Source organism: Pseudomonas akapageensis (assembly GCF_011355085.1).
Lineage (GTDB): Bacteria > Pseudomonadota > Gammaproteobacteria > Pseudomonadales > Pseudomonadaceae > Aquipseudomonas > Aquipseudomonas akapageensis.
In genome coordinates, this window is record NZ_VXCP01000033.1 from 1 (window position 1) to 26,981 (window position 26,981).

Annotated in this window: 24 protein-coding genes and 2 tRNA genes; 9 read left to right on the forward strand and 17 right to left on the reverse strand. The window is 59.8% G+C overall.

Annotation, left to right across the window (positions count from 1 at the left end; genetic code table 11):
• Window positions 1–240 precede the first annotated feature (240 nt).
• The 3 genes from F2S13_RS19640 to F2S13_RS19650 are packed head-to-tail and all read left to right on the forward strand — an operon-like array spanning window position 241 to window position 3,806.
• Window positions 241–900, forward strand: coding sequence for a paraquat-inducible protein A (locus tag F2S13_RS19640; protein ID WP_166363834.1), 660 nt, complete (start codon window positions 241–243; stop codon window positions 898–900).
• Window positions 887–1,510, forward strand: coding sequence for a paraquat-inducible protein A (locus F2S13_RS19645; protein ID WP_166363836.1), 624 nt, complete (start codon window positions 887–889; stop codon window positions 1,508–1,510). The genes F2S13_RS19640 and F2S13_RS19645 overlap by 14 nt, the downstream gene beginning before the upstream one ends.
• Entirely contained in the window at window positions 1,503–3,806 is a 2,304-nt protein-coding gene (locus F2S13_RS19650; RefSeq protein ID WP_166363838.1) for a PqiB family protein, read from the forward strand. Before F2S13_RS19645 ends, F2S13_RS19650 begins: the two co-directional genes overlap by 8 nt.
• Window positions 3,807–3,880: 74 nt before the next feature.
• Here F2S13_RS19650 and mksF read toward each other — a convergent pair whose 3' ends face one another.
• From mksF to mksB, 3 genes are read right to left on the reverse strand one after another with little or no spacing between them, the layout of a single operon-like run.
• Window positions 3,881–6,709, reverse strand: coding sequence for an Mks condensin complex protein MksF (mksF, locus tag F2S13_RS19655; RefSeq protein ID WP_166363840.1), 2,829 nt, complete (start codon window positions 6,707–6,709; stop codon window positions 3,881–3,883).
• Window positions 6,706–7,407, reverse strand: coding sequence for an Mks condensin complex protein MksE (gene mksE, locus F2S13_RS19660; protein WP_166363842.1), 702 nt, complete (start codon window positions 7,405–7,407; stop codon window positions 6,706–6,708). The genes mksF and mksE overlap by 4 nt, the downstream gene beginning before the upstream one ends.
• Entirely contained in the window at window positions 7,397–8,674 is a 1,278-nt protein-coding gene (mksB, locus tag F2S13_RS19665; RefSeq protein WP_166363844.1) for an Mks condensin complex protein MksB, read from the reverse strand. The genes mksE and mksB overlap by 11 nt, the downstream gene beginning before the upstream one ends.
• Before the next feature lie 178 nt (window positions 8,675–8,852).
• On the opposite strand from mksB, the gene F2S13_RS19670 reads away from it, so the two are divergent.
• The 4 genes from F2S13_RS19670 to sodC all read left to right on the forward strand — a co-directional run bounded on the left by F2S13_RS19670 (window position 8,853) and on the right by sodC (window position 11,410).
• Entirely contained in the window at window positions 8,853–9,632 is a 780-nt protein-coding gene (locus F2S13_RS19670; protein WP_166363846.1) for an energy transducer TonB, read from the forward strand.
• The gene (rimI, locus tag F2S13_RS19675; protein WP_166363848.1) at window positions 9,625–10,077 is read left to right on the forward strand and encodes a ribosomal protein S18-alanine N-acetyltransferase; all 453 of its coding nucleotides are present in this window, start codon (window positions 9,625–9,627) and stop codon (window positions 10,075–10,077) included. The genes F2S13_RS19670 and rimI overlap by 8 nt, the downstream gene beginning before the upstream one ends.
• A 70-nt stretch (window positions 10,078–10,147) precedes the next feature.
• The gene (gene can, locus F2S13_RS19680) at window positions 10,148–10,789 is read left to right on the forward strand and encodes a carbonate dehydratase (protein WP_166363850.1); all 642 of its coding nucleotides are present in this window, start codon (window positions 10,148–10,150) and stop codon (window positions 10,787–10,789) included.
• A gap of 99 nt (window positions 10,790–10,888) precedes the next feature.
• Window positions 10,889–11,410: a superoxide dismutase family protein gene (gene sodC, locus F2S13_RS19685; RefSeq protein WP_166363852.1), complete on the forward strand. Its 522-nt coding sequence runs from the start codon at window positions 10,889–10,891 to the stop codon at window positions 11,408–11,410.
• A 53-nt stretch (window positions 11,411–11,463) separates the two neighbouring features.
• Here the strand turns inward: sodC and F2S13_RS19690 are convergent, their stop codons facing one another.
• Entirely contained in the window at window positions 11,464–12,636 is a 1,173-nt protein-coding gene (locus tag F2S13_RS19690) for a hypothetical protein (RefSeq protein WP_166363854.1), read from the reverse strand.
• A 136-nt stretch (window positions 12,637–12,772) separates the two neighbouring features.
• Between F2S13_RS19690 and F2S13_RS19695 the strand changes: the two genes are divergently transcribed.
• Window positions 12,773–13,330, forward strand: a complete 558-nt coding sequence (locus tag F2S13_RS19695; RefSeq protein WP_166363978.1) for a D-Ala-D-Ala carboxypeptidase family metallohydrolase — start codon at window positions 12,773–12,775, stop codon at window positions 13,328–13,330.
• A gap of 297 nt (window positions 13,331–13,627) precedes the next feature.
• Here F2S13_RS19695 and F2S13_RS19700 read toward each other — a convergent pair whose 3' ends face one another.
• A complete protein-coding gene (locus F2S13_RS19700; protein ID WP_166363856.1) occupies window positions 13,628–13,954 on the reverse strand; it encodes a DUF6124 family protein in 327 nt (108 codons plus the stop codon).
• Between the two features lie 437 nt (window positions 13,955–14,391).
• A tRNA-Met gene (locus F2S13_RS19705) sits at window positions 14,392–14,468 on the reverse strand.
• 177 nt (window positions 14,469–14,645) lie between these two features.
• On the opposite strand from F2S13_RS19705, the gene F2S13_RS19710 reads away from it, so the two are divergent.
• Window positions 14,646–15,863, forward strand: a complete 1,218-nt coding sequence (locus F2S13_RS19710) for an MFS transporter (RefSeq protein ID WP_166363858.1) — start codon at window positions 14,646–14,648, stop codon at window positions 15,861–15,863.
• A gap of 109 nt (window positions 15,864–15,972) precedes the next feature.
• On the opposite strand, the gene F2S13_RS19715 is transcribed toward F2S13_RS19710, so the two are convergent.
• From F2S13_RS19715 to F2S13_RS19765, 11 genes are all read right to left on the reverse strand, one after another.
• Window positions 15,973–16,803 (reverse strand): hypothetical protein, encoded by an 831-nt coding sequence (locus tag F2S13_RS19715; RefSeq protein ID WP_166363860.1) that lies wholly within the window; start codon window positions 16,801–16,803, stop codon window positions 15,973–15,975.
• A 1-nt stretch (window position 16,804) separates the two neighbouring features.
• Window positions 16,805–18,379, reverse strand: a complete 1,575-nt coding sequence (locus F2S13_RS19720) for a hypothetical protein (RefSeq protein WP_166363862.1) — start codon at window positions 18,377–18,379, stop codon at window positions 16,805–16,807.
• A gap of 15 nt (window positions 18,380–18,394) precedes the next feature.
• Window positions 18,395–19,840, reverse strand: coding sequence for an OmpA family protein (locus tag F2S13_RS19725; RefSeq protein ID WP_166363864.1), 1,446 nt, complete (start codon window positions 19,838–19,840; stop codon window positions 18,395–18,397).
• Window positions 19,841–20,105: 265 nt separating this feature from the next.
• The gene (gene ychF, locus F2S13_RS19730) at window positions 20,106–21,206 is read right to left on the reverse strand and encodes a redox-regulated ATPase YchF (RefSeq protein ID WP_166363866.1); all 1,101 of its coding nucleotides are present in this window, start codon (window positions 21,204–21,206) and stop codon (window positions 20,106–20,108) included.
• A gap of 22 nt (window positions 21,207–21,228) precedes the next feature.
• On the reverse strand, window positions 21,229–21,813 hold the full coding sequence (pth, locus tag F2S13_RS19735) for an aminoacyl-tRNA hydrolase (RefSeq protein WP_166363868.1): 585 nt from the start codon (window positions 21,811–21,813) through the stop codon (window positions 21,229–21,231).
• Between the two features lie 74 nt (window positions 21,814–21,887).
• Window positions 21,888–22,478 carry a 50S ribosomal protein L25/general stress protein Ctc gene (locus F2S13_RS19740; RefSeq protein WP_166363870.1) on the reverse strand — a complete coding sequence of 197 codons (591 nt, stop codon included), beginning with the start codon at window positions 22,476–22,478 and terminating at the stop codon, window positions 21,888–21,890.
• 139 nt (window positions 22,479–22,617) lie between these two features.
• Window positions 22,618–23,559 carry a ribose-phosphate diphosphokinase gene (locus tag F2S13_RS19745; protein WP_166363872.1) on the reverse strand — a complete coding sequence of 314 codons (942 nt, stop codon included), beginning with the start codon at window positions 23,557–23,559 and terminating at the stop codon, window positions 22,618–22,620.
• A 48-nt stretch (window positions 23,560–23,607) separates the two neighbouring features.
• Window positions 23,608–23,682, reverse strand: a tRNA-Gln gene (locus F2S13_RS19750).
• A 34-nt stretch (window positions 23,683–23,716) separates the two neighbouring features.
• Entirely contained in the window at window positions 23,717–24,568 is an 852-nt protein-coding gene (ispE, locus tag F2S13_RS19755; protein WP_166363874.1) for a 4-(cytidine 5'-diphospho)-2-C-methyl-D-erythritol kinase, read from the reverse strand.
• Window position 24,569: 1 nt separating this feature from the next.
• Window positions 24,570–25,187 carry a lipoprotein insertase outer membrane protein LolB gene (gene lolB, locus F2S13_RS19760; RefSeq protein ID WP_166363876.1) on the reverse strand — a complete coding sequence of 206 codons (618 nt, stop codon included), beginning with the start codon at window positions 25,185–25,187 and terminating at the stop codon, window positions 24,570–24,572.
• Window positions 25,188–25,190: 3 nt separating this feature from the next.
• Window positions 25,191–26,918, reverse strand: a complete 1,728-nt coding sequence (locus F2S13_RS19765; protein WP_166363878.1) for a tetratricopeptide repeat protein — start codon at window positions 26,916–26,918, stop codon at window positions 25,191–25,193.
• Window positions 26,919–26,981 lie beyond the last annotated feature (63 nt).

Below are 26,981 nucleotides of genomic sequence, written 5' to 3' on the forward strand. Positions count from 1 at the left end.
CTGACGCAGATGGGGTTTTGTTTTTGCCCCGCGAAAAGCCCCGCATACTCCTGGACCTCGTTCCCACGCGCAGCAAAGGAATGCCTCTCCTGACGCTCCGCGTCGCGACGCTGGAGCGTCGGACCCTGCATTCCCACGCAGAGCGTGGGAATGAGATGTAAATGTACGAGATGTAAAATGCCCGGCTATTTTCGAGCAAGAACACTAGAATAGAGCCATTTCTTTACACAGAAGCCGTTTATGCCTGATCCCGTTGAGCCCAGTCAGCTGGCGCAGTTACCGCTGGATGAGCTGGTGGCCTGCCATGAGTGTGACTTGCTGATGCGCAGACCCACGCTTGCTCACGACGAAAAAGCCCTCTGCCCCCGCTGCGGTTACGAGCTCTATGCCCACCGCCATAACGTAGTCAATCGAAGCCTGGCCCTGGTCCTGGCTGCATTGTTGATGTATGTCCCGGCGAACTTTCTTCCGATCATGCAGCTCAATCTGTTGGGCCAAGCCTCCGATGATACGGTATGGAGCGGCGTAGTCGGATTGTTCAACTCCGGCATGCAAGGCATCTCGGCGGTGGTCTTTCTCTGTAGCATGGGGTTTCCGCTGCTCAAGCTGCTGTGCCAGTTGTTCGTGTTACTGAGCATCCGCCTGGATATCGGCCGCAGTTACGGCTTGTTGCTCTATCGCATTTATCATCACATGCGTGATTGGGGCATGCTCGAGGTCTACTTGATGGGGGTGTTGGTGGCCATCGTCAAACTGTCGGATCTGGCCGAGCTGTCCCTCGGCTTGGGGATGGCCTGTTTTGTTGGTTTGTTGCTGGTTCAGGTCTGGCTGGAAGTGGTGATGTCGCCACATCAGATCTGGGTCGCGTTGTCAGGAGAGGACCCACATGCGGGCGATTGATGCAGGCATTCTGATCTGCGCCGAATGTCACGAGCTCAACAGGCAGGAGCCGGACACCGACGAGCAGATCTGTACGCGCTGCGGTGCGTTGGTGCATGCCCGGCGACCGAACAGCCTGGCACGCACCTGGGCGCTTCTGATCACCGCGGCAATCCTCTACATCCCAGCCAATGTGCTGCCGATCATGACGGTCAGCGCACTGGGGCAGGGCAGTCCGGACACCATCATGTCCGGGGTGATTACCCTGATGCAACACGGCATGTACCCGATTGCCGGCGTGGTGTTCGTGGCCAGTATCCTGGTGCCGACCTTCAAGCTGGTAGGGATCGCCTTGCTGCTTTATTCGGTGCAACGCCACCAGCCCCTGTCGGCGAGGCAGCGCATCTGGATGTACCGTTTCATCGAGTTCATCGGACGCTGGTCCATGCTGGACATCTTTGTCATTGCCATTCTGGTGGCGGTGGTGGATTTCGGCCGCCTTGCCAGCGTTGAAGCCAACCTGGGGGCGGTGGCCTTTGCCAGTGTGGTGATTTTGACGATGCTTGCTGCAGTAACTTTCGATCCCCGACTGATTTGGGATAACACGGAGTCGGATGACGACCATGAGTGATTTGCCTACGGCTAAAACCCGCCCCGCTTCCAATTGGTCGGCTATTTGGGTGCTTCCCCTGATTGCATTGATTATCGGCGGCTGGCTGGGCTGGAGAGCCTATAACCAGTCCGGTATCGAGATTCAGGTACGCTTCGAGAGCGGTGAAGGTATCCAGGCGAACAAGACCGAAGTGGTCTTCAAGGGAATGTCGGTCGGCAAAGTCACCGCCCTGGCGCTGGACGAGAAGGGTGACAACAAGGGCGTTATCGCCACGATCGAGATGAACAAGGCTGCCGAGCCTCACATGCGGACCAGCACCCGGTTCTGGCTGGTCAAGCCCAGCGTCACGCTGGCCGGGATTACCGGGCTGGAGACGCTGGTATCAGGTAACTATATTGCCGTCAGTCCCGGGGAAGGCGGTGAGCCGACCCGTTCGTTTACGGCGCTGGCATCGCCACCGCCGCTTTCGGACACCGAACCTGGCCTGCACTTGACGCTCAAGGCTGACCGGCTGGGCTCACTCAATCGCGACAGCCCGGTGTTCTACAAGCAGATCAAGGTCGGTCGGGTGAAGAGCTTCGCCTTGTCCGACGATCAGCATACGGTCGAGCTCAAGGTTTTCATCGAGCCTACCTATGCCAATCTGGTGCGCAAACATACGCGTTTCTGGAACGCCAGCGGCATCAGCATCGACGCTGGCCTCAGCGGCGTGAAGGTTCGCAGCGAGTCGCTGTCGAGCATTGTGGCAGGTGGTATTGCCTTTGCGACGCCGGAACACCGCCAGGACAGCCCGCCCACTGATCCGAGCCTGCCGTTTCGTCTTTACGAAGACTTCGATGCCGCTCAGGCGGGTATACGGATCAAGGTCAAGCTTACCGACTTCGAGGGCCTGCAGGCCGGGCGCACGCCGGTCATGTACAAGGGCATCCAGGTGGGGATGCTCAAGACCCTCAAGGTCGACCCCGACCTGAACAGCGCGACATCCGAGCTTACACTCGACCCGCAAGCCGAGGACTATCTGGTCGAGGGGACGCAGTTCTGGGTGGTCAAGCCCTCGATTTCGCTGGCAGGCATCACCGGTCTGGAAGCGTTGGTCAAGGGTAACTACATTGCCATTCGCCCGGGCGACAAGGGGGCGACCCCGCAGCGCGAATTCGAGGCAAGAGCCAAGGCGCCACCGCTGGACCTGCGCGCGCCCGGCCTGCACCTGGTTCTGTTCACCGAAAATCTCGGTTCGCTGGAGGTCGGCAGCCCCATCCTCTACAAGCAGGTCAAGGTAGGTACGGTTCAGAGCTATCAGTTCTCGCGTACCAACAAGCAGTTGATCATCGGCGTGCACATCGAGAAGGAGTACGCCAACCTGGTCAATGGCTCGACGCGTTTCTGGAATGCCAGCGGGATTACCCTGACAGGCGGCCTGTCCGGCATTCAGGTCAAGGCCGAGTCGCTGCAAAGCCTGATGGCCGGTGGCATTGCCTTCGAGACGCCAAAGGCGAACGTCCCGCTGCAAAAGCGCATTCCCCGTTTCCGCCTGTTCGAAAGCCAGGATGAAGCGAACAAGACCGGCACCATGGTCACGATCAAGGTCGAGCGGGCCGATGGCCTAAAGGAAGGCACGCCCATTCGTTACAAGGGGCTCGATGTCGGCAAGGTCGAAAACGTCGACCTGAGCGATGACTTGCAGTCGGTACTGTTGACCGCGCGCATCACCGAGGTGCCGGAACGCATTGCCCGGGTCGGCACGCAGTTCTGGGTGGTCAAGCCGGCACTGGGTATCGTCAAGACGGCCAACCTGGAAACCCTGGTCACTGGCCAATACCTGGAAGTGCAGCCGGCGATCAAGAATGCAGGACCGCAGAAGAACTTCACGGCGTTGCCTCAACCACCGGACTTCGCCGAGCGCGAAGCCGGTTTGAGCCTGGTGCTCAGTGCACCACGCCGTGGCTCGATCAAGCCGGGGGTGCCAGTCACCTACCGCGAGGTCACTGTGGGCAAGGTGACGGGGTACGAATTGGGTGATACGGCCGACCGGGTATTGATCAAGATCCTGATCGAACCTCGCTACGCCACGCTGGTACGTGGGGGCAGCCGATTCTGGAACAGCAGCGGCTTTGGTGTCGACTTTGGCTTGTTCAAGGGGGCTACGGTGAAAACCGAGTCGCTTGAAACGCTGATTGAAGGCGGAATTGCCTTTGCCACTCCCGATGGTGAGCGCATGGGCAGTCCTGCCCGGCCGCAGCAGACCTTCGCCTTGTTCGACAAGGCCGAGGATGAGTGGCTGCAGTGGGCGCCGAAGATTCAGTTGGGTAAATGAGATAAGGCCCAAAGGGCCTTCAAAAAAAAAAAGGCCGCGAAAATATCGCGGCCTTTTTCATTTCAGCATCCGGCTCAAGCCGTCTCAGCCTCGATCTCTTCAACCAAAGCCTTCACCTCGTCATGCCGACGAATGTACTTCCAGTCTGCCTCATCGATGTAGATGCCGTTCGGCCCGCTGCCACCTTCCAGGTCAATCGCCACCCGGGCCGAAACCTGTGGTTTCACACTGGCCAGAATCGGCACGAAGCCCAGCTGCAGGCTGGTTTCGAGCAAGGCAGCCTGATTGCGTTCGTCGATGTCGGCTGCTTCGTCCAGGTAGTACGGCAGGCGAATTCGACCGGCCAGGTCGCGGTCCATCAAGTGCAGCAACAGGTACATGTTGGTCAGCGCCTTGATGGTCATGGTGGTGCCGTTGGAGGCGGCGCCGTCGATGTCGGTATGGATGACCGGTTGGCCGTTGACCTTGGTGATCTCGAACGCCAGTTCGAACAGGTCCTTGAGGCCCAGCTGGTTATGGTTGGCAGCTACCAGGCGGGCAAGGTACTCCTTCGCCTCTTCGTTCTTGTTGTCCTGATCGGCACTCTGGCTCAGGTCGAACACCGACAGGGTTTCGCCCTCTTCGTACTGGCCGGCGCTGTGGATGATCTGGTCGATGTGCTTGAGCGCTTCCTTGTTCGGCGCCAGGACGATACGGAAGCTCTGCAGGTTGGAGACCTGACGCTTGTTGATCTCGCGGTTGAACAGGGCCAGTTGGTGCTCGAGGCTGTCGTAGTCGCTGCGAATGTTGCGCAGGGTCCGGGCGATATCGGTGACAGCGGCACGGCGTGCCTTGCCCAGGGTCAGGGCTTCTTCCTGGCGGTGACTGTAAGCGTTGATCAGCAATTGCAAGCGACGCTCGACATCGTCTTCGCTGTCGAACTTGGCAACACCCTTGAGGCGAACCTGGGCGTACAGCGCCTCGATCTGCCCGTCGCAGCGCAGCAGCCCTTGCCAGCTGTCCTGGTAGTCATTGAGCAGCGGCAGCAGGTTGTCCATGGAGTCGTCGACCGGATCCATGAATGGCGTACCGAACGGCAAATCGGCCGGCAGCAGCTGACGACGGCGCAAGGCGTCATCGAGGGTGCGCTGCTTGGCTTCCAGATCCGCAATCTGGCGGCCGACCAGTTGCAGCTTGGCGGACAACTGCTGGACGCGCTCGGTGAAGGCGTCGCTGGAGCGCTTGAGCTCGTCCTGAGCCGCCTCCATCTGCGCCAGCTGTTCCATCTTGTCGGATTCTTCAGCGCTCAGGGTCTGGGTGCGGCGGAAGTCTTCCAGTGCCTTCTGGGCATCGAGCACCTTTTGGTACAGGGCTTCGGTCTGGGTCTTGCTGGCGGCGCGGTCGGCGGCCACGGCCTGCTGGGTTTTCAGTTGCTTGAGTTCTTTTTCCAGGCGCTCTTTCTGATCGCGCAGTGCCGCGCGATCGGCCAGGGCCTGCAACGCCGGCGGCTCGATGTGCGACAGGTCGATCGATATTCCCGGCGCCTCGAAACGCTCGCCCTTGAAGCCGTCGAGTATGGCTTCCAGGGATTTGACCCAGGCGTCGTTGTCGTCCAGTGCAATGCCGTGCTCGCCCAGCGGCAGGCTGAACAGTGCACTGTTGAACAGGCGCATCAGACGCTCCACATCCTGTTGCGAGAACTCCTCGCGCAGGCGGGCGTAGCTGTTGTTGTCGGCGTGGTCGAGCTGCTGCTTGACCGACTTCAGGCGTTTTTCCAGGTCGCGCAGGCGTTCTTCCAGGTCTTCGGCGCTGAACTGTCGCGATTGCGCCAGGGCACCGGCCAACTCGTCATGGGCGTCCTTGGCGGCCAGCAGTTGCTGTTCCAGCACGCGAACGTCATCGACCAGGGCGAAGCGATGCTTGAGCACCGACAGCTCGCCGAGCCAACGCTGAACTCCGGTAATTTCCCGCTCCAGGCGCATCAGCTCCTGGGTGCCGCCACGCTGATCGTTCTGCAGGGCATCCTGTTCGCTGCGGTAGTGCTCGGCCTGGATGACCAGCTCTTCCTTGCGCGCGCCGGCATAGTCCTGCCAGGTGCCGAGCAATGAATCGAGCAGTGGCGAAATCCGGTGCAGCTTGCCACGCAGCAGATCGCGCTGTTTGACACCGTTGGCCAGGGCTTCGACCAGCGGGCCGGCAGCGACCAGCGAGTTGTAGTCCTGCTCCATGCGGCGCACGTCGCGGAAGGCTTCTTCACAGGCGGCGATATAGTCGACACTGCCCGAACGCAGGCTGTGCTCGAAGGCATCGAGGAACAGCTGCTTGAGCTTGGCCGCGGTGATTTCACGCATGTGCAGCAGGTTGATGAACAGGGCGCGGAAGGTTTTCAGGCTCTGCTCGCTGGTCGAGCGCAGCGGAATCAACGTCAGGTCCAGCGGGATGGAGGTGTGGCCGCCAACCAGCAGGCGACGCAGTTCGTCTGGCTTGAGCTCGTAAGCCTTCAGACCCTCGCGCTCGAGGTTGGTGAACAACTCTTTTTGTCGCAGGCAGGTGTCGTTCTTCTGGTAGTGGGCCAGGTCCAGTTCACCGGCATAGGCAAAGAACTGGTGACCGAAGCCGCCACCCGGGCCGCGACCGACCACGCCGATGACGTGTGGCCCGTGGGGCAGGGAGACTTCGCAAAGGATGTAGCTGGTGTCACTGGCGAAGTAGAAACGACGGGACTGCTCAAGGCTGTACTTGCCGAAGCTCATATCCGACATGCGCGCCAGAATCGGGAACTGCAGGGCGTTGATCGAGGCACTCTTGCCCAGGTTGTTGGCACCGTAGACCGACAGCGGATGCTCCAGGGGGAACAGGCCGAGGCTGTAGCCAGCGGTGTTGAGCAGTGCAAAGCGGCGAATGCCGTAGCGTTCCTGGCTCATGCATCGATCTCCTGTTGTTCTTCGGCGATGGCGCGGGCCAATGCCTGCTCTTCGGTTTCTTCGAATGGGCTCAGGTCGAGCGGGTCATCGGTCTTGAGCAGCTGCTCGTCGCTGTCATCGTCGACCAGCTCGGGCGTCGGCAGCGGCAGGGCGCTGTGCAGGCTGGCGGCCAGGTCGCGGTCCTGCTGGACCGAGAGGCAGACATCGAGGAAGCGGTGCATGGGCGGCAGGAAGCGGTAGATGCCGTTTTCTTCGCTGGCGAAACCCAGTTGGGTCATGCGCCGCATGATTTTCTCTTCCAGTTCGTCCTGGGTCTGGACCTCGGCCTGGATAAACAGGTCGCGGTACTTTTCCAGCAACGAGGGCAATTCGTCGCGGCCAAGACTGCCGCCATCGAGCACGGCCATCGGGTCGCGGCCCTGGTCGGCCAGGTGTTCGACCAGGATGAAGGTGAACAAGGACAAGCGCTGGGCGGTCTTGTTGACCTGTGCGGCCGCCAGTTCCGGGACGAAGTAGTAGAAACCGCGGGTATCACAGACCAGCTCGAAACCCAGCGCCTTGAACAGGCCCCGGTACTGATCCTGGAAATTCGACAGCTGCGCGTACAGTTCCGGGTCGCGGCGGCTGATGTGGAAACCCTTGAACAACTCGCGGAAGATCGGTGCCAGTTGCGACAATTCAGAAAGATCAAGATGCATGAGGTGTGCTCGCAGAAGGGTCTAGCGGCTCGTCTCGGCTAGAAATCAAGGCGAAAGAGCGCAGGCTGACCTGATGCTCCCGGGTGTGATAATCGCGGCGCTCCAGGCGCTCACGGGAAAAACGCTTCTCACGGGAAAGCCGCGAGAACCAATAAAGCAGTTCGTCGGTGGCGCCGTTGGGCTCCTGCTCGAGCAGCCAGACCATGAGGTCGGGCATCGGCAGCGCACTTTCGCAGCGTTCGAGCATTTCCTTGACGGTGCGGGGCGCACGGGGCGTTTCGCCTTTGCTGGTCTTGTGCGACTTGGGAAACTGCGCGGGTTTGGGCTCGAATCGGGCCAGGGCATAGACGTAGGCCTCGACCTGGCTGGCGCTGCCCAGGAAAGTGCTTTGCGGGCGCGTGAACATGGGCATCGCCGCCTGCGGCAAGGCGTCCAGGCCCTTGCGGCGGATGACCGAGAGGGCCAGGGCGGCGCCACGGGTCACGGCGTTGTGCCGGCGGGCTTCTTCACGCAACGGCAGCAGCAGCTCTCGGGCATGGCGCAGGGTCAGCTGGGCGCTGGTCTGCATCTCGAGGATACGGGCATGGGTGCGCAGCAACATGTCGTCGTCGACCAGATGGCCCAGGCGCTGCTGTTCACCGAGCAGGCGCAACAGGACGTTCTCGACCTTGCGTACACCCTGTTCGAAGGCACCGTCGGCATTGACCAGCTGGATCATCGGCTCGACGTACTCGTCCCAGGTCGCCAGCACCTCGGCATAGCGCTGTCTCAACGGAATCTGCCGGTCGCTGGTCTTGGCCCTTTCGGCCACGGCCACGAGCGCCTGTTCGTCGTTATCGAGCTTTTTCAGCACATCGCGCACGCGCATGTCGAGCAGGCGCAACTGGCGGGCCAGGTCGTTGCCGTCACGAATGTCGAAGGCGTCCTGGATATGCCCGGCCAGGCGTTCGAGATGGCGCAGATAGGCTTCGATCTCCAGGCACAGGCCCAGCCGGTGTTCGCGGCGCAGGTAGGCGAGGAAGTCGTGGATCTGTGCGTTGAGCTCGAAGCGGTTCGGACTCTTGGCCACCGGAACCAGAATATCCAGGCGGATCCACACGTCCAGCAGGCTGGTGATGTCCTGGGGGGTGCTGTCCAGCTGTCGGGCCGCCAATTGCTGGCGCAACTCGCCAAGGCTCAGGGTGCCCTGGTCGAAATGCTCGCACAGTGGCTCGAGCAAGGCCCAGTGTTCGGCGAGGGCGCGCAGGACGCGCTTGGGTTCGATCATTGGATGGTCGACTCGTTGCCAGATAAAAGGGAGCGATTGTACTGCATCATTCGCCTGGCGATTCACCCCCTGATCGGTCGACTCATCAGTCGCACCGTTTTTCTGCCGATCAACTGCGGCGCAGCGCAGCGAAGGGCGGTAGAATTGGCGTCTTCACTTATCCACAGATGGCCGACCCTTGCTTATCGAGTCCCGCCGCCGCGCTTACCTCAACGCCATGCAAGTGGTGCATTGGCTGCCGCGTACCGAACTGCCCTTCGCCGCGCCATCGCGGCCGGAGCTGCTGTTGCCGGTGGCGTCGTTGCCCGAGCCTGCGCCGGTGCAGCAAGCGGTAGAAACGGTTGCAGCGCCCGTGGCGCGGGTAGCCGAACGTCCGAAAATCGAAGTGCCGCGGCCCAGTGCCACGCCGAAGGCTGCCAGCAAGCCGGCCGTCGATGCGGAGCCCGCTGTGGTCGCGCCCAGGGTTGCCGCCGTTCCACCGCCACGCTTTGCCCTGCAACTGTTGCGGGCGGGGTCGTGCCTGCTGCTGGTGGAACTGGCCACGGGCGAGCCGTTTCAAAGCCGGGATCCGTCCTATCTGCTGCTCAAGGACATGCTGCGCGCTGCCGGCCTGCCCGATAGCCCGCAGATCATCGGCGAGCCGGTGCGCTGGCCATTGCTGGTACGCGGCAACCTCGACCAGGGCCCGGAAGCTGCACGGGATTTCGTTCAGGGCTTCGTCCAGGCACGCCTGGAAGAAGCGCCATGCACTTGCCTCTGGCTGATCGGCGTGCCGGCCATCCGTTTTGCCGGTGAAGCCGATGCCCAGGCCTATTGTCTCGAATTGCCGGTCGAGGGCCTGGGCACTGCCTGGGCGCTGCCGGCACTGGAATTACTGATGGACGAGCCGCAACGCAAGGCGGACGTCTGGAAAGCCATGCGTCGGCTGATGGCGCGCTGGAAACCAACCGATGAGTGACGCTGTAAGCTTCCGCCCCATGACTGAGGCGGATCTGGATGCTGTGTTGAAGATCGAATACGCCGCGTTCAGCCATCCGTGGACTCGGGGGATCTTCCTCGATGGGCTCAAATCCTACGAAATCTGGTTGATGTTCGAAGGCAACCAGCAAGTCGGGCACGGTGTCATCAATGTCATCATCGATGAAGCGCACTTGCTCAATATCACGGTCAAGCCGGAAAGCCAGGGCCGCGGCCTGGGCTTGCGGCTGCTGGAAAAGCTGATGTCACGCGCCTACGAGTTGAACGGCCGGGAGTGTTTCCTTGAGGTGCGCGCCAGCAATCAGTCGGCTTACCGCCTGTATGAGCGTTACGGATTCAACGAAATTGGTCGGCGCCGCGATTACTATCCGGCAGTGGGCGGGCGCGAAGATGCGTTGGTCATGGCCTGTTCGCTGCTCGAATAGGTGACGGCGCCGGCGTGACCCGCAGGGCGCGGGGCTTGTCATAGCTACGCATCAATTATGAGGCTTGAACATGAGCGATCTACAAGAACTGATTGATAACAACGCGCGTTGGGCTGATGCCATCAACAAGGAAGATCCTGAATTCTTCGCCAAGCTGGCCCGCCAGCAGACGCCGGAATTTCTCTGGATCGGATGTTCGGATGCGCGAGTACCGGCCAACGAAATCGTCGGCATGCTGCCCGGCGATCTGTTCGTGCACCGCAATGTGGCGAACGTGGTGCTGCACACTGACCTCAACTGCCTTTCGGTAATTCAGTACGCCGTGGAAGTGCTCAAGGTCAAACATATCCTGGTCACCGGTCACTATGGCTGCGGCGGTGTGCGTGCCTCGATGCAGGACCGTCAGTTGGGCCTGATCGATGGCTGGCTGCGCTCGATTCGTGATCTTTATTACGAAAAGCGCGATGAACTGGCCAAGCTGGCAACCGAAGAGGAACGTGTCGACCGCATGTGCGAGTTGAACGTGATTCAGCAGGTGGCCAATGTCGCGCATACCAGTATCGTCCAGAACGCCTGGCACCGTGGTCAGAGCCTGTCGATCCATGGCTGCATCTACGGCATCAAGGACGGTCGCTGGAAGAGCCTGGATACGACCATCAGCGGCTTCGAGCAACTGCCACCGCAGTACCGTCTGCGCCCGTTGGGGCAATAGCGGCGGCGGGCATATCGTTTCCTGATATGTAGTCGGGGCTATCCGCTCGGCGGTTGCCTTAGACTGCTGCGTCCTTACTTGGACGTATCAGGAGACGTAATGAAACCGTATGGCTGGATTGCAATGCTGGCCACGTTGTCCTTTGGCAACGTGCAGGCCGCATCGAAGGACGTGGCAATCAACCTGGTCGGCGCCGACGGCGCTGTGCAACCCATTGGGCAGGTCACTATCAATGAAACCGAACATGGGTTGCTCTTCACCCCGCAGCTGAGCCTGCTCCCGGCAGGTATTCATGGGTTTCATGTACACGAAAACGGCAGCTGCGATGCCGCCGTGAAAGATGGCAGGCCGGTCGCCGCGCTTGCGGCGGGCGGGCATTTCGATGCCAACAAGACCGGCAAGCACCTGGGGCCCTACGCCGACGGGCATCTGGGTGACCTACCAGCACTCTATGCCAACGCGGATGGTACCGTGACCCATCCGGTGCTGGCGCCTCGAATCAGCAAGATCAGCGAGATAGAGGGGCGAGCGCTGATGATCCATGCTGGGGGAGATAATCATTCGGATCAACCGGCAGCCCTGGGTGGCGGTGGCGAACGGATGGCCTGTGGTGTGATCTGACGCCTTCAGCAGCAGCCAAGGGCAACTCAGGCGCGAGCGGCCCTTGGTCCTTTCTAAAGGCCAGGTGCAGGCTGCACCGATGTTTTCTGCAGGTCCCGCAGGGTGCGGGTCATTGGCCCAGTGGCACATCTACTCTTGGCCTGTGCTGCCGTCATGTTGCGAATCGAGCTGAAGAACAGTTCGCAGGTCTGTTTTTTGGACGTGACCTGCCATTTGTGGGTGCAGGCGTCGAGGGTCGCCTTCGGGTCGGCGTTGTGGTTGCGACCCATCCCGGCCTGCCAGCAGGCAGCGCTGAGGTCCTGGCCCATGACTTTCAGCCCGGCCTGGTCAGCCCTGTCTTGATCCCCCTTATGGTTGTTCCTGTCTGCCGCATACCAGATATTGCTGGGGTGATGGGCGCCGAGCACCGTCACCTGCTGTTCAGACGCCAGGCTGATGCTGGCGAGACCCAGGACCTTCAGCGTCGGGCCGTATTGCTGTTTGATCCAGTCGCGCACTGGCGCGCCGAAAGCCACCATCGGCAGTGTCTGGCCGTCAGCATTGCGGCTCAGTGACTTGACCATCTGCCGCTGGTAATCCTGAAAATAGCCGTAGACGCCTTCCAGGTTCTTGCCGGCGCTGGCGGGAGCGGCGATGGGGGCGATATCGATGATGGTCTGGTACGCGGGAGTCTGCTCCCGGGGTATGCCGTTGCGGGTCAGCAAGGAGGCCCAGCGATCACTGGTGGCCGAGCGCAGGTAGTCCTGGGCTTGAGTCAGTGAGTAGTCGGGCGGGAAGTGCAGCAGTTCGATGCTGCGGCGCTTTTCCAGCGCCATGCCCAATGGCAGGAACAGGTTCCAGTTGTACGCCCACTTGCCGTCGCGGTTGAGGCGGCTGGCCCCTTCGAATGCCAGGTCACCTGCGTCCAGAAGGTCTTTTACGGGCATTTCGTAGCTCTGCGGGACCCCGCTGATGCGGGCGACGAGCTGATCGTTGTCACGGCTGACTTTCACCTTGGCAGCAGAGTAACCATCGCGCTGGGTACTTTGGCTCAGGTAGTGCTCCACCGTCTGTTCCAGCGTCCAGTTGCGAAAGCAAATCACGTTGCAATTGTTGGGGTAAGCAAATAGCCGGGCCACGCGTTCCTGGCTACCCAAGGTGATGTGCGCGTCGGCGTGGGCGGTGGTGGTGAACGATACTGCCAGCAGGCTCAGGGCAAGCAGCGTGAGGCAAGGTGCTTTGGACATCGGCGACTCCTTGTCAGAATGCTCCCTCCAGGCGGGAGGCTTGCCATACTGAAAGACCGCCGGCGACACGCCCATCGGAGTTTCGTATCAACGTCTGACACCGGTCACAGCAGGAGACGAATCATTGCTCAGAGGGATGGTGGCGCTACTAGTTTCGATTGCCCTGGCCGTGCAGGCGGATGAGCGGGACGAGGGGATGTTTACGCAGTGGGCCAGCCAACATGATCTGGCGAGCTTCACGCGGATGTTGGCCGAGAATCATATCGATACAGTCGTCCCGCTGTACCAGTTGCTCAGAACGGCCAGCGACTGGGAAGCGTGTGCGGCCGAGCCTTTTTCGTTGCCGCCGCAAAGCTTGTGGCAATCTGTCATTTCGACACTGCGGCTGCTCCAGACATTGAAGGTAGAGCAAGCTTTGAGCGAGTTCGAGGTGGTCTCTGCCTACCGCGACCCGGCGCTCAACGCCTGTGCCGGCGGAGCCCCCCAAAGCGCTCATGTACGGGCTTTCGCAGTCGATCTGTTCATCGCTATGCCTGAAGATGCTGCAACGCGCCTATGCGCATTCTGGAAGCTTCAGGGGGAGCAGTGGAAGATGGGACTGAGCCAGTACGCGACTGGGCGTATTCATATCGATACGGCGGGCTACCGGACTTGGGGTGATGACTTTACCAACAAGACGTCGTTTTGCCGGTAGCGGCGTGATACGGCAGAGCGGATCTCCCGAATTGTTTCCTCGTTCCCACGCTCCGCGTGGGAATGCCTGCAGCGACGCTCCGCGCGCTCTCAGGCCCACCGACGCTGGAGCGTCTGACCCTGCATTCCCACGCGGAGCGTGGGAACGAGGAAAGGGAACGGTCCAGGCCGCTGGCGTCAGGCTGTCGCAGCGAAGCACGAACCCACCGTGAAGTGGGCGCAGGTTCGGTAGATCGTAGGAAGGTCCTGCTGGACCTCAGCGCAGCCTGGGGGCAGCGGCCGATCGTATTGAGCTGCATTAGATGCGGCAAAGCGGATCGCCCGCCTTGTTGGTGCCCTCCAGCGACGCGTTAACCAGTCCTTTCGCCATTTCCACTAGATGGAAAACCGCGAGGATCTGACTGCGATTGCTCTCGTGCAGCGTGTTGGCTATTTCAAAAGCGGAGGCTGACGCGCAGCCAAGTAATTCCGTTGCGTGTATCAGGGCAGCTTCGACACTGATGTCTTTGCAGACGGCAAAAAGCCTTTTGTCGCCGCAGCTGGCGCCGAAGGCGGTTTCGGATGTCGAGAAGTGAGTGAATTGCTCGGTTGTTGCTTGTGGTGGATCGGGGGTGATCTTTTTCATGGTGACGCTCCGATAGAGTGGAGCTGCCATCAAACGCTGCTAAACGAAAGGGTGGCAGCTGTGCGCGGGTTAGCAGACCGGTCTATCGGAACCCGGCGCATCCTAAGATGCCCCACGCACAGCCACCATAAAGTACAGGCGATAAAAAAGCGCCTGTCTTGAGGGTGGCGCTTGAGCGCCGATAGATGCGGACTGCTAAATCCGGTCGCTGGGTTTGCAACGACGGGAAAAGGTTAGAGGCGAGGCTCTGGCGCAACAAGCTCGATCGGTCTCAAGGATTAGTAGGCCTTTTCCTAAGGCACAATGAAAGGCCTACTTTTTTACATTTTCCCCTCGTTCCCACGCGGAGCGTGGGAACGAGGAAGATACAATGGAAGCCTTACTTTTCTGCAGGCATAAAAAAAGGGCCTACCTTTCGGTAAGCCCTTTTTAGTACTTGGTGGCTACACAGGGACTTGAACCCCGGACCCCAGCATTATGAATGCTATGCTCTAACCAACTGAGCTATGTAGCCAAGTGGCGCGCATTATTCGCTGAGAACGGATATGCGTCAAGCCTTTTTTCAAAAAATTTCTGCACGCTATCAAAAGGTTAGCGATTCCATCGGCCTCGGCTCCGGAAAAAACGCTGGCGCGGGGCCCGGCGGATTCTGGATAATTTGGATCCAAATCGCTGATTGGAATGAATTCCCGTGGCCGTGAGCAATATCCAGCCCAGTACGACCGTTTCCCCGCCCATCGGCCAGAGCAGTCCATTGGTGATGCGTATCATCGCGGCCTGCGCTTTGGCGCACCTGATCAATGACCTGATCCAGGCCGTCTTGCCCTCGATCTATCCGTTGCTCAAGGCCAACTATGGCCTGAGCTTTACCCAGGTCGGGCTGATTACCCTGACCTTTCAAGTCACAGCCTCTCTGCTGCAGCCTTGGGTAGGGTTCTACACCGATCGCCGGCCGATGCCGAACCTGTTACCGCTGGGGACGCTCTGCACCCTGGTGGGGATAGTGATGCTGGCCTACGTCGGCAGCTTCCCGATGATTCTGCTGGCATCCGCGCTGGTTGGCATCGGTTCCTCGACCTTCCACCCGGAAACCTCGCGTATTGCCCGTCTGGCCTCAGGCGGTCGCTACGGTCTGGCGCAATCGACTTTTCAGGTCGGTGGCAACGCCGGCTCAGCCTTCGGGCCGTTGCTGGCCGCGGCGATCATCATTCCGTTCGGCCAGGGCAACGTGGTGTGGTTCGGCTTGTTCGCGATATTCGCCGTGGTGGTGACCTATGCGCTTAGCCGCTGGTACCGCGAGCATTTGAGCCTGTTCAAGGCGCGCAAAGGGCAGGGCGCCACCCACGGCCTGTCCCGGCAGCGGGTTATCGGGGCGCTGGTGGTACTTGGGTTGTTGGTGTTCTCCAAGTATTTCTACATGGCCAGCTTTACCAGCTATTTCACGTTCTACCTGATCGAGAAGTTCGATCTGTCGGTGGCCAGTTCGCAGTTGCACCTGTTCCTGTTCCTGGGGGCGGTTGCAGCAGGCACCTTTTTCGGTGGGCCGATTGGCGACCGTATCGGTCGCAAGGCAGTGATCTGGTTCTCGATTCTCGGCGTGGCGCCGTTCACCCTGTTGTTGCCTTACGTTGACCTGTTCTGGACCAGCGTCCTGAGCGTGATCATCGGGTTTATCCTGGCCTCGGCCTTTTCCGCCATCGTGGTCTACGCGCAGGAACTGGTGCCCGGCAATGTCGGCATGATCGCCGGGGTGTTTTTCGGCCTGATGTTTGGCTTCGGCGGGATTGGCGCGGCCTTGCTGGGGTACCTGGCCGATATCCGTGGCATCGAATACGTTTACAGCCTGTGCTCGTACCTGCCGCTGTTTGGCGTGCTGGCGATTTTGCTTCCGCGCACGAAAAAGGCTTGAATCATGTCGACGTGAATCTTCGCGATGGCAGACAGGCGCTGATCAACAGCGCCGTCTGATTCTCCTGTTACTTGATTCACCAAGCTGGTGTCACGACCCCGTTACCCGCTCACTGCAGATCCACATTCAGCATTGGCTTGCCGAAATCGGCCAGAGAGGCGTCAGATTTCTCGAAGTAGCCGCGCCAGAAGCTCTCCAGGGAGTCCATCGTCTTGCCTGAGCGGTAATTTTGTTTGATTGCGTCCGTGATCAGGCCTGCCCCGGCAACATACACCCGTGCGCCGTGAAGGTCGCCGATGGCTCCGCTTTTCTCCGCCTTGGTCAACTCCTGCGCGGGGTTGAGGTCGCGAATTTTGTTGGCGGCATAGAAGCTGGTGTAGTCGCTGTGTTCGAGCATGTCGCTAATGACGAACAGCACCCGTTGATCGGCTGGTATTTTTGCTTGATCGCCTGCTACTTCGCGCAGCGCGAACATGATTTCGCTTTTGGGGAGATCGGCGGTGGCGCCGCGCAGGGCGGCAACGAACTGGCGGCCGAAGCTGCCTTCGAACAGGGCCTTCTGCTGCGCCATGCAAGCATCGAAGCTGCGCAGTTTATTCATGTCGATATCGTCGCGTTGCGCCGGGTCGATGGGGGCATCCAGTGTGCCGGCGAATAGCAGTCGCACGTACTGGCCCGGTACCAGCGCCGAGAAGCTGTACAGCCGTACCTGATCGCCGGGGCCGACGTAGCGGCTGATGTTGCCCCAGGCAGCGCGCTGGATGTCCTCGGGCATAGGAATGGTCTGGTCGACCACGACATTGAGCAGACGCCCAGAGGTGGGCGCACGCTGGTCACTCAGGTGTGCCTTGCCGTAGCAACTGGGCAGGTCGTTACGTTCGGCGGCGTTGGCGCTGGCAGCGATCATCAGGGTCAGCGTGGTGATCAGTGACTTGAGCATCTCAGGCGGGCTCCTGTGCACCGAACATGCCCAATTGTTTGAGCACGGTCTGCTGGGCACGGATGTCCAGCAGCGTCTCATAAGGCATTTTCAAGGCTTTGGCGGCGAGGTTCAGTTGGGCGTCGTCGAAAGGTGTGAGGTCATTGAAGCTGGCCGCATCCACTTCAGCGACTTGCGCGCTGGTTGCGCTCTCAGGTGCCGCTGCAGTTTGAACCGGGACGACAGGCGTAACAGCGGGGCGCGGTTCGGCCGCGACCTGGCGCGCATTGGCCATTTTTTCCGCATGACGGTTGCTGTCCTGCCGACTCAACAGCACAAAACTGAGAAAGTTGCGGCTGCCCACTTGCTCGGTGGCCAGGGCATCCTGTTCCTCGGCGATGGCGGTATGCTTGCTTGAGCGCTTCTGTTGCAGCAGACGCAGTTTGTGGTCGGCATGCCCGGTGATACGCGCGCGCTGGTTGGCGTACCAACGTTCGAACTCGTCTGCGCTGTTGAAGCGATGGGTGTTCTTCCAGGCTTCCTTGGAATGTACGCCGCTGAAGCCATACACCACCGATAGCCATAGCATCAGGCATTGGATGGCGATATATACCACCGACAGCACAATGTAGGTCACCATCGAAGCGTGACGGATTGCGTCCATCTTGTCTTGAACGGCCTGATCATCGGACTGTTCATTGACCGATTTTGATTCGTCCGGAAGGTCGAACGGTGAGGCCGAAGCCGAGGCCGGTGCGGCACTGGTGCTGAGTTGGGCGACCATATCGGTTTCGATGGATTCGAGGGTGTAGGCACGAATCCAGAACGCGGCGATGGCCAGTACAATGATTACGGCAAAGAAGCCATAGATGACTTTCTTCTTCTGGGTCACATCGTGGTTGGCGTGGATTCGCGCCATGATCTGCTGGTAGTCGGGCTGGTCGTCGTCATTGAACGAGTCTTCCAGGTGCAACGATTTCAGTTGCTTCAGCGAGCTGGGGCGCTGAGGTCCCTTGCTGTCGCGAGACCACCAGGCATGGGCCTTTTTGACCAGGGAGTTGTAGTGCATGTCATGACCGGCGAAGTGGGCGAAGCCGCCGGAAATCAACGCCAGCAGGAAGGCTACCGACCAGGCCAGCATGGCCATTTGGTTGGCACTGGCCGAGCTATTGACGAACGGGCCGAGGACGAAGCCGAAGCCGACAGCCTCGACCACCAGCAGGATCACCGCCAGACCCAGAACCCAGGAGGGCATCGGCCGGCGTCCGGCTTCACCCACCTTGGCCAGGTAGTCCTTGCTCTTGCGATAGAGCGAGGAGTCGCGATCGTACTTGTCGTAATAGGTCTTGTAGTCGCCGCAGATATCCGACTCGACGCTGGGCCAGCCATCTTTCATATAACCGGGTGTGGCGGACAGGCGCGAGACGGTGCCGATCACAGGCAGGCCATGCCAGGCGCGCATGGTGAAATAGCAAACGTGTTCCCAGAGATAGGCAATCAGAGCGATTGCCAGCAGGGTAGCGATGATCGCAATGGTCAGCACGGTGTGGGTACGCAACAGTGTCTGCAGGTCTTGCAGACTGAAAAAGGTTTCCATGGATGATCCTCCTGATCAACTGCGGATAGGGACGAAACGAGCGGTATAGCTTTGGCCGTTGTCGGGGTAGTAGAGCGCGCCCTGGCTGGCCTTGGCATTGCCTTTGCTGAAGACAATGTCCATGCAACTGACGGCGGCGTTGTCCTCGGTGACGAACACGCGATAGAGCACTTCGTCCTGGCCTTCATAGGTGTTGGCGACAGCGTCGAGCTTGCCCAGATTTTTCTTTTTCGCGGTCTCGTAGCCGGTCACGATCTGAATGAAGGGCTGCGTACCGACCGCTGCACCTTCGCGCAGGATGGAGACTGGGGAAATGGTCACCAGATTACCGTTGACGGTATTGGCCCAGACGCGGTTGTTATAGCCCGGCAAGTATTCACGGGTTGCGTGCTGGTTCAGCGGCTGTTCGGTCGCCAGGTTGAGCGCAGCACCGCTATCGCGGGGCTTGTCGGCCTGGCAGGTACGCATCGGCGGCTCGGCCGCGCGGGCGGTAGAAATCAGGCTGAGGCCGTCGGTCATGGGTTTGAGGCTGTAGCCGAGTTGGTCGCTGGTGGTCGGGCTGCCGCCGAAATCCACCAGGGCGGACGTGCCTTTGCTATCGGTGGTCGGCTTCGTGTTGCTGGCCTTTACCGGATTGGTGGGCTTGGCTTTGGCTTGCGTTGCGCTGGCGACAGTTGCCGGCTTGCGCTCGCTGACCGTGCCGTAGGCCAGGTAGCGGGCGTTGTTCTGCTCGGAGACGATGCGTTTGATCAGCACGTCTTCGCTGGTGGTTTCGACGATTTCGACCCGGCGATTGCGTCCGCGTTGCAAGGGGTCAGTGTTGTCGGCGATAGGGCGGGCGGCCCCGGCGCCTTGATAATAGATAGCGCTGGCTGGGATGCCAGCATCACGCAACAGGCGGCCTACAGTGCGTGCGCGGTGCTCGGACAGGCTCTGGTTAATCTGCGCAGTACCCGTGGCATCGGTGTGACCGACTACCAGGAAGCGGCGTTGGGCGTTGGCCGGGGTGCCGTCATTCTTCGAGTATTCGGCCGCCAGCTTGCTCACGGCACGTACGCCGGCAGCGGTGAGCTGATCAGAGCCGGTGTCGAACATGCTTTCGCTCTCGACCTCGGTCACCAAACCGGCTTCGGCCGGTTTGGCGCCGGGAGCGCTGTTGGCGATCTGCAGCGGTGTGGAGGTCAGCTTCAGGCCCTCTTCCTTGGCAATGCGATCAAGCGCCTGCATGCGCGATTGCCAGGCCGATCCGGCATAGCATCCTGCGGCAGTGCCCAAGGCAGCTCCGGCCAAGGCGCCATTTCTACCGTTGACGGCGGCGCCCAACAGGGCCCCGCCGAGCAGGCCGACACCACAGAGCACTGCGGTGCCATGCTCACGACCGAGGGTGTCCAACTGGGTACTGGAACAACTGGTGAGGGCAATCGTCGACGCGAGCAGAGACAGCGAGATGGCTCGACGCATAGAGGCTTCCTTGCAAAAATGAAAATGCATTCGATGAGTGGCAAAATGATATCAGCAATGATGCTGAAATACTGCCTGTGAAAACCAAGAGAAGGCGGTAAAAACGCCACGGATCGAACTGCCATGACCTCTCGCTGGTTGGTTTAAGAGAGAGGCAAGCAGATACGAACAGGGATAGTCGTGCTGAAACGCGAAACCCCCGTATCGCCTGGCGATTACGGGGGTTTCGAGGTGCATCAAGCGCCGTGGATATCCACGGCAACCGTCAGACGTTGAAGCGGAAGTGCATCACATCGCCATCCTTGACGATGTAATCCTTGCCTTCCAGACGCCATTTGCCCGCTTCCTTGGTGCCGGCTTCGCCCTTGTACTGGATGAAGTCGTTATAGGCGATCACTTCGGCGCGGATGAAGCCTTTCTCGAAGTCGGTATGGATAACGCCAGCGGCTTGTGGCGCGGTGGCACCAACGCGTACGGTCCAGGCGCGGACTTCTTCGACACCGGCGGTGAAGTACGTCTGCAGGTGGAGCAGTTCGTAACCTGCGCGGATCACGCGGTTCAGGCCTGGCTCTTCAAGACCCAGGGCTTCGAGGAACATGTCCTTTTCTTCACCGTCTTCAAGCTCGGCGATTTCTGCTTCGATCTTGTTGCACACCGGCACCACGACCGCGCCTTCTTCTTCGGCAATGGCCTTGACCACGTCCAGGTGCGGGTTGTTCTCGAAACCGTCTTCAGCAACGTTGGCGATGTACATGACCGGCTTGGTGGTCAGCAGGTGGAAACCGCGGACTACTGCCTTCTCGTCGGCACCCATGCTCTTCATCAGGCTACGCGCAGGCTTGCCTTCGGTGAAGTGAGCGATCAGTTGCTCGAGCAGGCCTTTCTGGGCCACGGCGTCCTTGTCGCCACCCTTGGCGTTGCGCGCAACCTTTTGCAGTTGCTTCTCGCAGCTTTCGAGGTCGGCGAAGATCAGCTCCAGGTCGATGATCTCGATGTCGCGCTTGGGGTCGACGCTGTTGGAGACGTGAATCACGTTCTCGTCTTCGAAGCAGCGGACCACGTGGGCGATAGCATCGGTTTCACGGATGTTGGCCAGGAACTTGTTGCCCAGACCTTCACCTTTCGACGCGCCGGCTACCAGGCCTGCGATGTCGACGAATTCCATGGTGGTCGGCAGGATGCGCTTTGGATTGACGATGGCAGCCAGGGCTTCCAGGCGCGAATCGGGCATCGGCACGATGCCGCTGTTCGGCTCGATGGTGCAGAAGGGGAAGTTCTCTGCCGCGATACCGGATTTGGTCAGGGCGTTGAACAAGGTGGACTTGCCGACGTTGGGCAGGCCGACGATACCGCAGTTGAAACCCATGGTGTATCCCCTCTTCGTGAAGTCAGGCCTTCTGGCTGTGCAGGTTTTTCATCGCGCGATTCCACTCGCCAGCGAAGATATCCGGCAGCACGCCGAGGGCAAAATCGATACTGGCGTCCAGTTTTTCCTGTTCGGCGCGTGGCGCACGACCCAGGACGAAATTGGACACCTGGCTACTGACACCCGGGTGGCCGATGCCAAGCCGCAGACGGTGAAAGCTGTTGTTGTTGCCGAGCTGCGCGATGATGTCGCGCAGGCCGTTGTGCCCGCCATGGCCGCCGCCCTGCTTGAGCTTGGCAACCCCCGGGGGCAGGTCGAGTTCGTCGTGAGCCACCAGAATGGCCTCCGGAGGTATCCGGAAAAAATTCGCCAAGGCTGCTACGGCCTGGCCGCTACGGTTCATGTAGGTGGTGGGGATCAGCAGACGAACGTCCTGGCCTTGATGGCTGAATTTTGCCGTCAGGCCGAAATACTTGCGATCGGCAACCAGGTTGACACCTTTGGCCGATGCGATGCGTTCAACGAAAAGAGCCCCTGCGTTATGCCGGGTCTGTTCGTATTCGGGGCCGGGGTTTCCCAGGCCGACGATCAGTTGAATGGCGGTCACGTCAGGGGCTCTTCCTTGGAGTTGTGGGCCACGGTGCTTGGAGCTCCGTGGCCGGGCAACACCAGAGTAACGAATTACTCTGCAGCAGGTTCTACTGGTACACGTGGTGCGTGAACGTTGGCCACTGCCAGGTCGTTGCCGTGAGCCAGTGCCACGAACTCAACGCCTTTTGGCGCCTTGAGGTCGGACAGGTGGATGATCGAACCGATTTCGGCGTTAGCCAGGTCGACTTCGATGAACTCAGGCAGATCTTTTGGCAGGCAGCTAACTTCGATTTCGCCAACAACGTGGGAGATCTCGCCGCCTTTCTTGATCGGTGCTTCTTCGTTGATGAAGTGCACTGCAACAACAGCGGTCAGTTTCTGGCCAGCTACAACGCGGACGAAGTCAGCGTGCATGATGAATTGCTTGGCCGGGTGGCGCTGCATTGCCTTGACCACGACGTCTTGCTTGGCGCCGTCGATGTTCAGTTCGATGATGTGGCTGAAAGCCGCTTCGTCTTCGAACAGTTTGGCAACTTCTTTGGCCATCAGGGTGATGGACACAGGGGCCTTGTCACCACCGTAAACAACGGCAGGAACCTGGCTGGCGAGACGACGCAGGCGGCGGCTCGCACCTTTCCCCAGGTCGGTACGCGCTTGGGCGTTCAGAACGAAATCAGTCATTTTGTATCTCCAAAATAGCCATTCCCGGGTAGCACTTGCGACCAGTGCCAAAGCGGGATGGGCAAAAAAGCCCCGCCCCGACAGGTGTGTCGGGGCGGGGCGCTTTTCGTCAACGAGATGCGTGCGAAGGGCTGTGCCCTTAGCGGAACATCGCGCTGATCGATTCTTCGTTGCTGATGCGGCGAACCGCTTCGGCGACTACCGGTGCGATATCCAGTTGGCGGATACGCGCACAAGCTTGTGCTGCAGCGGACAGCGGGATGGTGTTAGTGACCACCAGCTCGTCCAGCACGGAATTTTCAATGTTTTCGATCGCCCGACCCGACAGCACAGGGTGTGTGCAGTAGGCAAAGACCTTGGCAGCGCCATGCTCTTTCAAGGCCTTGGCCGCATGGCACAGGGTGCCGGCGGTATCGACCATGTCATCGACCAGAATACAGGTACGCCCTTCGACATCACCGATGATATGCATCACTTCGGAGTGATTGGCTTTCTCACGGCGCTTGTCGATGATCCCGAGATCCACGCCCAGGGACTTGGCAACGGCTCGTGCACGCACGACGCCGCCGATATCCGGGGATACGATCATCAGGTTTTCGAAGCGTTGATCTTCGATGTCATCCACCAGAACCGGGGAGCCGTAGATGTTATCTACCGGAATATCGAAGAAACCCTGAATTTGGTCAGCATGCAGATCAACCGTGAGAACACGGTCGATCCCGACCACGGTGAGCATGTCAGCAACGACTTTCGCGCTGATAGCCACACGTGCGGAACGCGGACGGCGATCCTGACGGGCATAACCAAAGTAAGGAATCACCGCAGTGATTCGGGACGCTGAGGAGCGGCGGAAGGCATCGGCCATCACAACCAGTTCCATCAGGTTATCGTTGGTCGGAGCGCAGGTCGGCTGAATGATAAAGACGTCTTTACCGCGGACGTTTTCATTAATCTCAGTGCTGATTTCGCCGTCGGAGAATTTACCGACAGAGACGTCACCCAATGGGATATGCAGCTGACGTACGACACGTCGAGCCAGATCGGGGTTGGCGTTCCCCGTAAAGACCATCATCTTGGACACGCGCAGTACCTGAAGGCTGAGGGTATACCTGGATGAGTATAAGGAAAATGGCAGGGGCGGCTGGATTCGAACCAACGCATGGCAGGATCAAAACCTGCTGCCTTACCGCTTGGCGACGCCCCTGTATCTGTAGCTGCGAGTACCTGATACTCGATTCCTAGAGCAGACTTTGAAGCTTGCGATGCAACATCGAGATGTTGCTACCTTTTGCGACAAACCCTGTTTGGGTCCCTGTAAGAAGGGCCAAAACTTTATCAGCTTCAGCTTTGTTTGGGAAGGCCCCAAACACACAACTTCCAGTTCCGGTGAGTCTAGCATCAGTGAATTTGCTTAGCAAATTCAGTGAGTTACGTACTTCTGGGTAACTCTGCTCTACCACCGGTTGGCAATCATTACGACTGTTTCCCTTGGGAACGGGGCGCATCTTAATGGGCGTTGAATTACGTGTCAACAACGGATGTGAAAAAATTTCTGCTGTACTTACAGATACTTGCGGGACAAGCACGACATACCAGGGCTCTTCGGGGTCAACAGGGGTAAGAATCTCCCCTACGCCTTCGGCGAAAGCCGCGTGGCCACGCACGAATACCGGGACGTCGGCCCCCAGTTTCAGGCCCAGCGCGGCCAGTTGGTCCTCGCTCCAATCCAGCTTCCAGAGGTGGTTGAGTCCCAGCAGCGTGGTGGCCGCATTGGAACTGCCGCCGCCGATTCCACCGCCCATGGGCAGAATCTTTTTCAGCCAGATATCCATGCCAAGCCTGCAACCGGAGATTTGTTGAAGCTGTCGTGCGGCCCTTACGATCAGGTTGCTTTCGTGTGGGACGTTGTCGATTTCGGTGTGCAGATGAATTTCGCCGTCGTCGCGCACGGCGAAAGACAGCTCATCGCCGTAATCGAGGAATTGAAACAGGGTCTGCAGTTCGTGATAGCCGTCCGGGCGGCGACCGAGAATGTGCAGCATCAGGTTGAGCTTGGCCGGGGCGGGCAGGGTCAGGGTGGTCTGGTTCATGTCAGTGCCCCAGTTGGCGTGGCTGCCAATCCTTGACCACCAATGTTACATCGAGGTCGCGGCCATGCAGCTTGAGTCGTTCGGGCAGCCAGTAACCTTTCTGCTCGATGTAGCTCAGGTATTCAACGCTCCAGCCATCCTGCTCCAGATTGGAAAGGCGGCTGTCGCTGTCGAGAGTCACGCGGCTCTTGCTGTCGGGCGCGGGCAAGCCGCGTACCCACCAGACCAGATTGGACACGGGCAATTTCCACCCAAGCTGCTCTTCAAGCAGATCTTCGGGGCTCGGCGCTTCATAGCGGCCCTGGTTGGCCACTTCCAGCACGACGTTGCCGGGGCGCCCGGTCAGGCGAGCGGCGCCGCGACCCAGTGGGCCGGACAGGCGAATGTCGTAGTAATCCTGGCGTTGCAGCCAGAACAGCGTGCCACTGCCGGAATCCTTGGGGGCGCGGATGCCGACCTTGCCGTTGATTTGCCAGCCGTCGAGAAGGCTCAATTGCGCTTTGTGGTCGCGCCATTGCTGGGGGTTGCCCTTGCCTTCGAGTGCTTCACGGGGGGCGAAGGCGGCGCAGCCGGCGAGCAGGGCGATCAGGGTGAATGTGATGACGTGGCGCAAGAACATGTTTTAAAGGGTCTCGGATCCGGTCAGGCGCAACACGGTGCTGCGCAGAATAGGGCTGTCGGGTTGGTCCTTGAGCGCTTTGCTCCAGACTTTGCGGGCTTCGCGTTGCTTGCCGTTGGCCCAGAGTACTTCGCCCAGGTGGGCAGCGACTTCATGATCGGGGAAGCGCTCGAGAGCCTGGCGCAGCAGGCGTTCGGCTTCATCGAGATTACCCATGCGGTAATTTACCCAGCCAAGGCTGTCGAGTACCGCCGGGTCTTCCGGATTGATCTTGTGCGCCTGCTCGATCAACGCCTTGGCTTCGGCGTAGCGGGTCGTCCGATCGGACAGGGTGTAGCCCAGCGCGTTGAGTGCCATGGCATTGTCCGGTTCGCGCTGGATGATGGAGCGCAGATCTTTTTCCATTTGAGTCAGATCATCGCGTTTTTCCGCCAGCATGGCGCGGGAGTAGAGCAGGTTCAGGTCCTCGGGGTATTGCTTGAGGGCTTGATCCAGTACTTGCCAGGCTTGTTGCTGTTTGTTGTTGTTGGTCAGTGTCTCGGACTCGATCAGATACAGCTGGATGGCGTAATCGGGCTGGAGTTCACGTGCTGCGGCAAGGCGCTTGGAGGCCTCGGCGGAGCGACCATTGGCGACCAGAATATCGGCCTGGCGCAACTGCGCCGGCAGATAGTCGTTGCCGGGACCGACTTGACCATACTCGATCAAGGCGCCTTGCGGGTCCTTGCGTTCTTCATAAATGCGGCCCAGGTTCAAGTGTGCCGAGTCGACATGGCTGCCACGGGCGATCAGGTCTTCCAGGTAGCCGGCGGCCTCGTTCCAGGCCTTGGCTTCCATGCACACCAACGCAAGCGAGTAACGCAGTTCGTCGTCATCGGGGTATTGCTGCACCAGGGTGGAGAATTCGACCTTGGCGTCGTCGAGCCGGTTCTGCTCGACCAGCGTGCGCGCATAAGTCAGGCGCAGGCGCTTGTCGTCAGGGTATTTGCGAATGGTCTTTTCCAGCAGCGGCAGGGCTTCGTCGCCACGATTGAGGCTTGCCAGCAGGCGAGCACGCAACAGCACCGGCGCGATTTCGCCCTCTTCCGGCGGGTTGTCTTCGAGCAGGGTCAGCGCCCCCCGGCTATCACCGTTCTGTTGCAGCAGCAGGGCCTTGCCGAATATCAATTGTCCGTTGTGCGGGTATTTTGCCAATAAACGATCGAAGCTTTTGAGCAGGCCGTCACGGGTGTCCTGGTCGGTGTCGGCAGCCGACAGGGCGAGGAAGTCGAAATGGGTGTCGCCCTGGCCTTGCAGGACTTTTTCCATGTAGACCAGTGAGTCGTCGTAGCGACCGGCACGCGCCAGTTGAATGGCGGCTGCGCGTTGAGCTTCGAGATTGCCCGAGTCGTTGCGTGCCCAGATCAGCGAGGTGTCGAGGGCTGCCTGGTCGGCGCCCAGGTATTCGGCAATGCGAAAGGCGCGCTCGGATATGCCTGGATCCTGGGTGTTGATCGCCTGGGTCACGTAGTTGTCCAGGGCGATGTCGAAGCGATTGCGTTGGCCAGCCAACTCCGCAGTCAGAAGGCTGTAAATGGTGTCCTGACTGAATGATCCATACACCTGGGGCTTGGCTTCAGGTGCCTTGGTGGTTTCTTCGACGGGCGGCGAGCCGTCTTTTGAAACGGGTGACCAGGCTTGGCAACCCTGGAGCAAGACAACGGCAAGGAGCAACGCGGAGGATCTATTCATATTGGGGAATTGGCGACTAACCTGCGGTCAGATCATCATGACACAAGCGCCAGGGCAAACCCA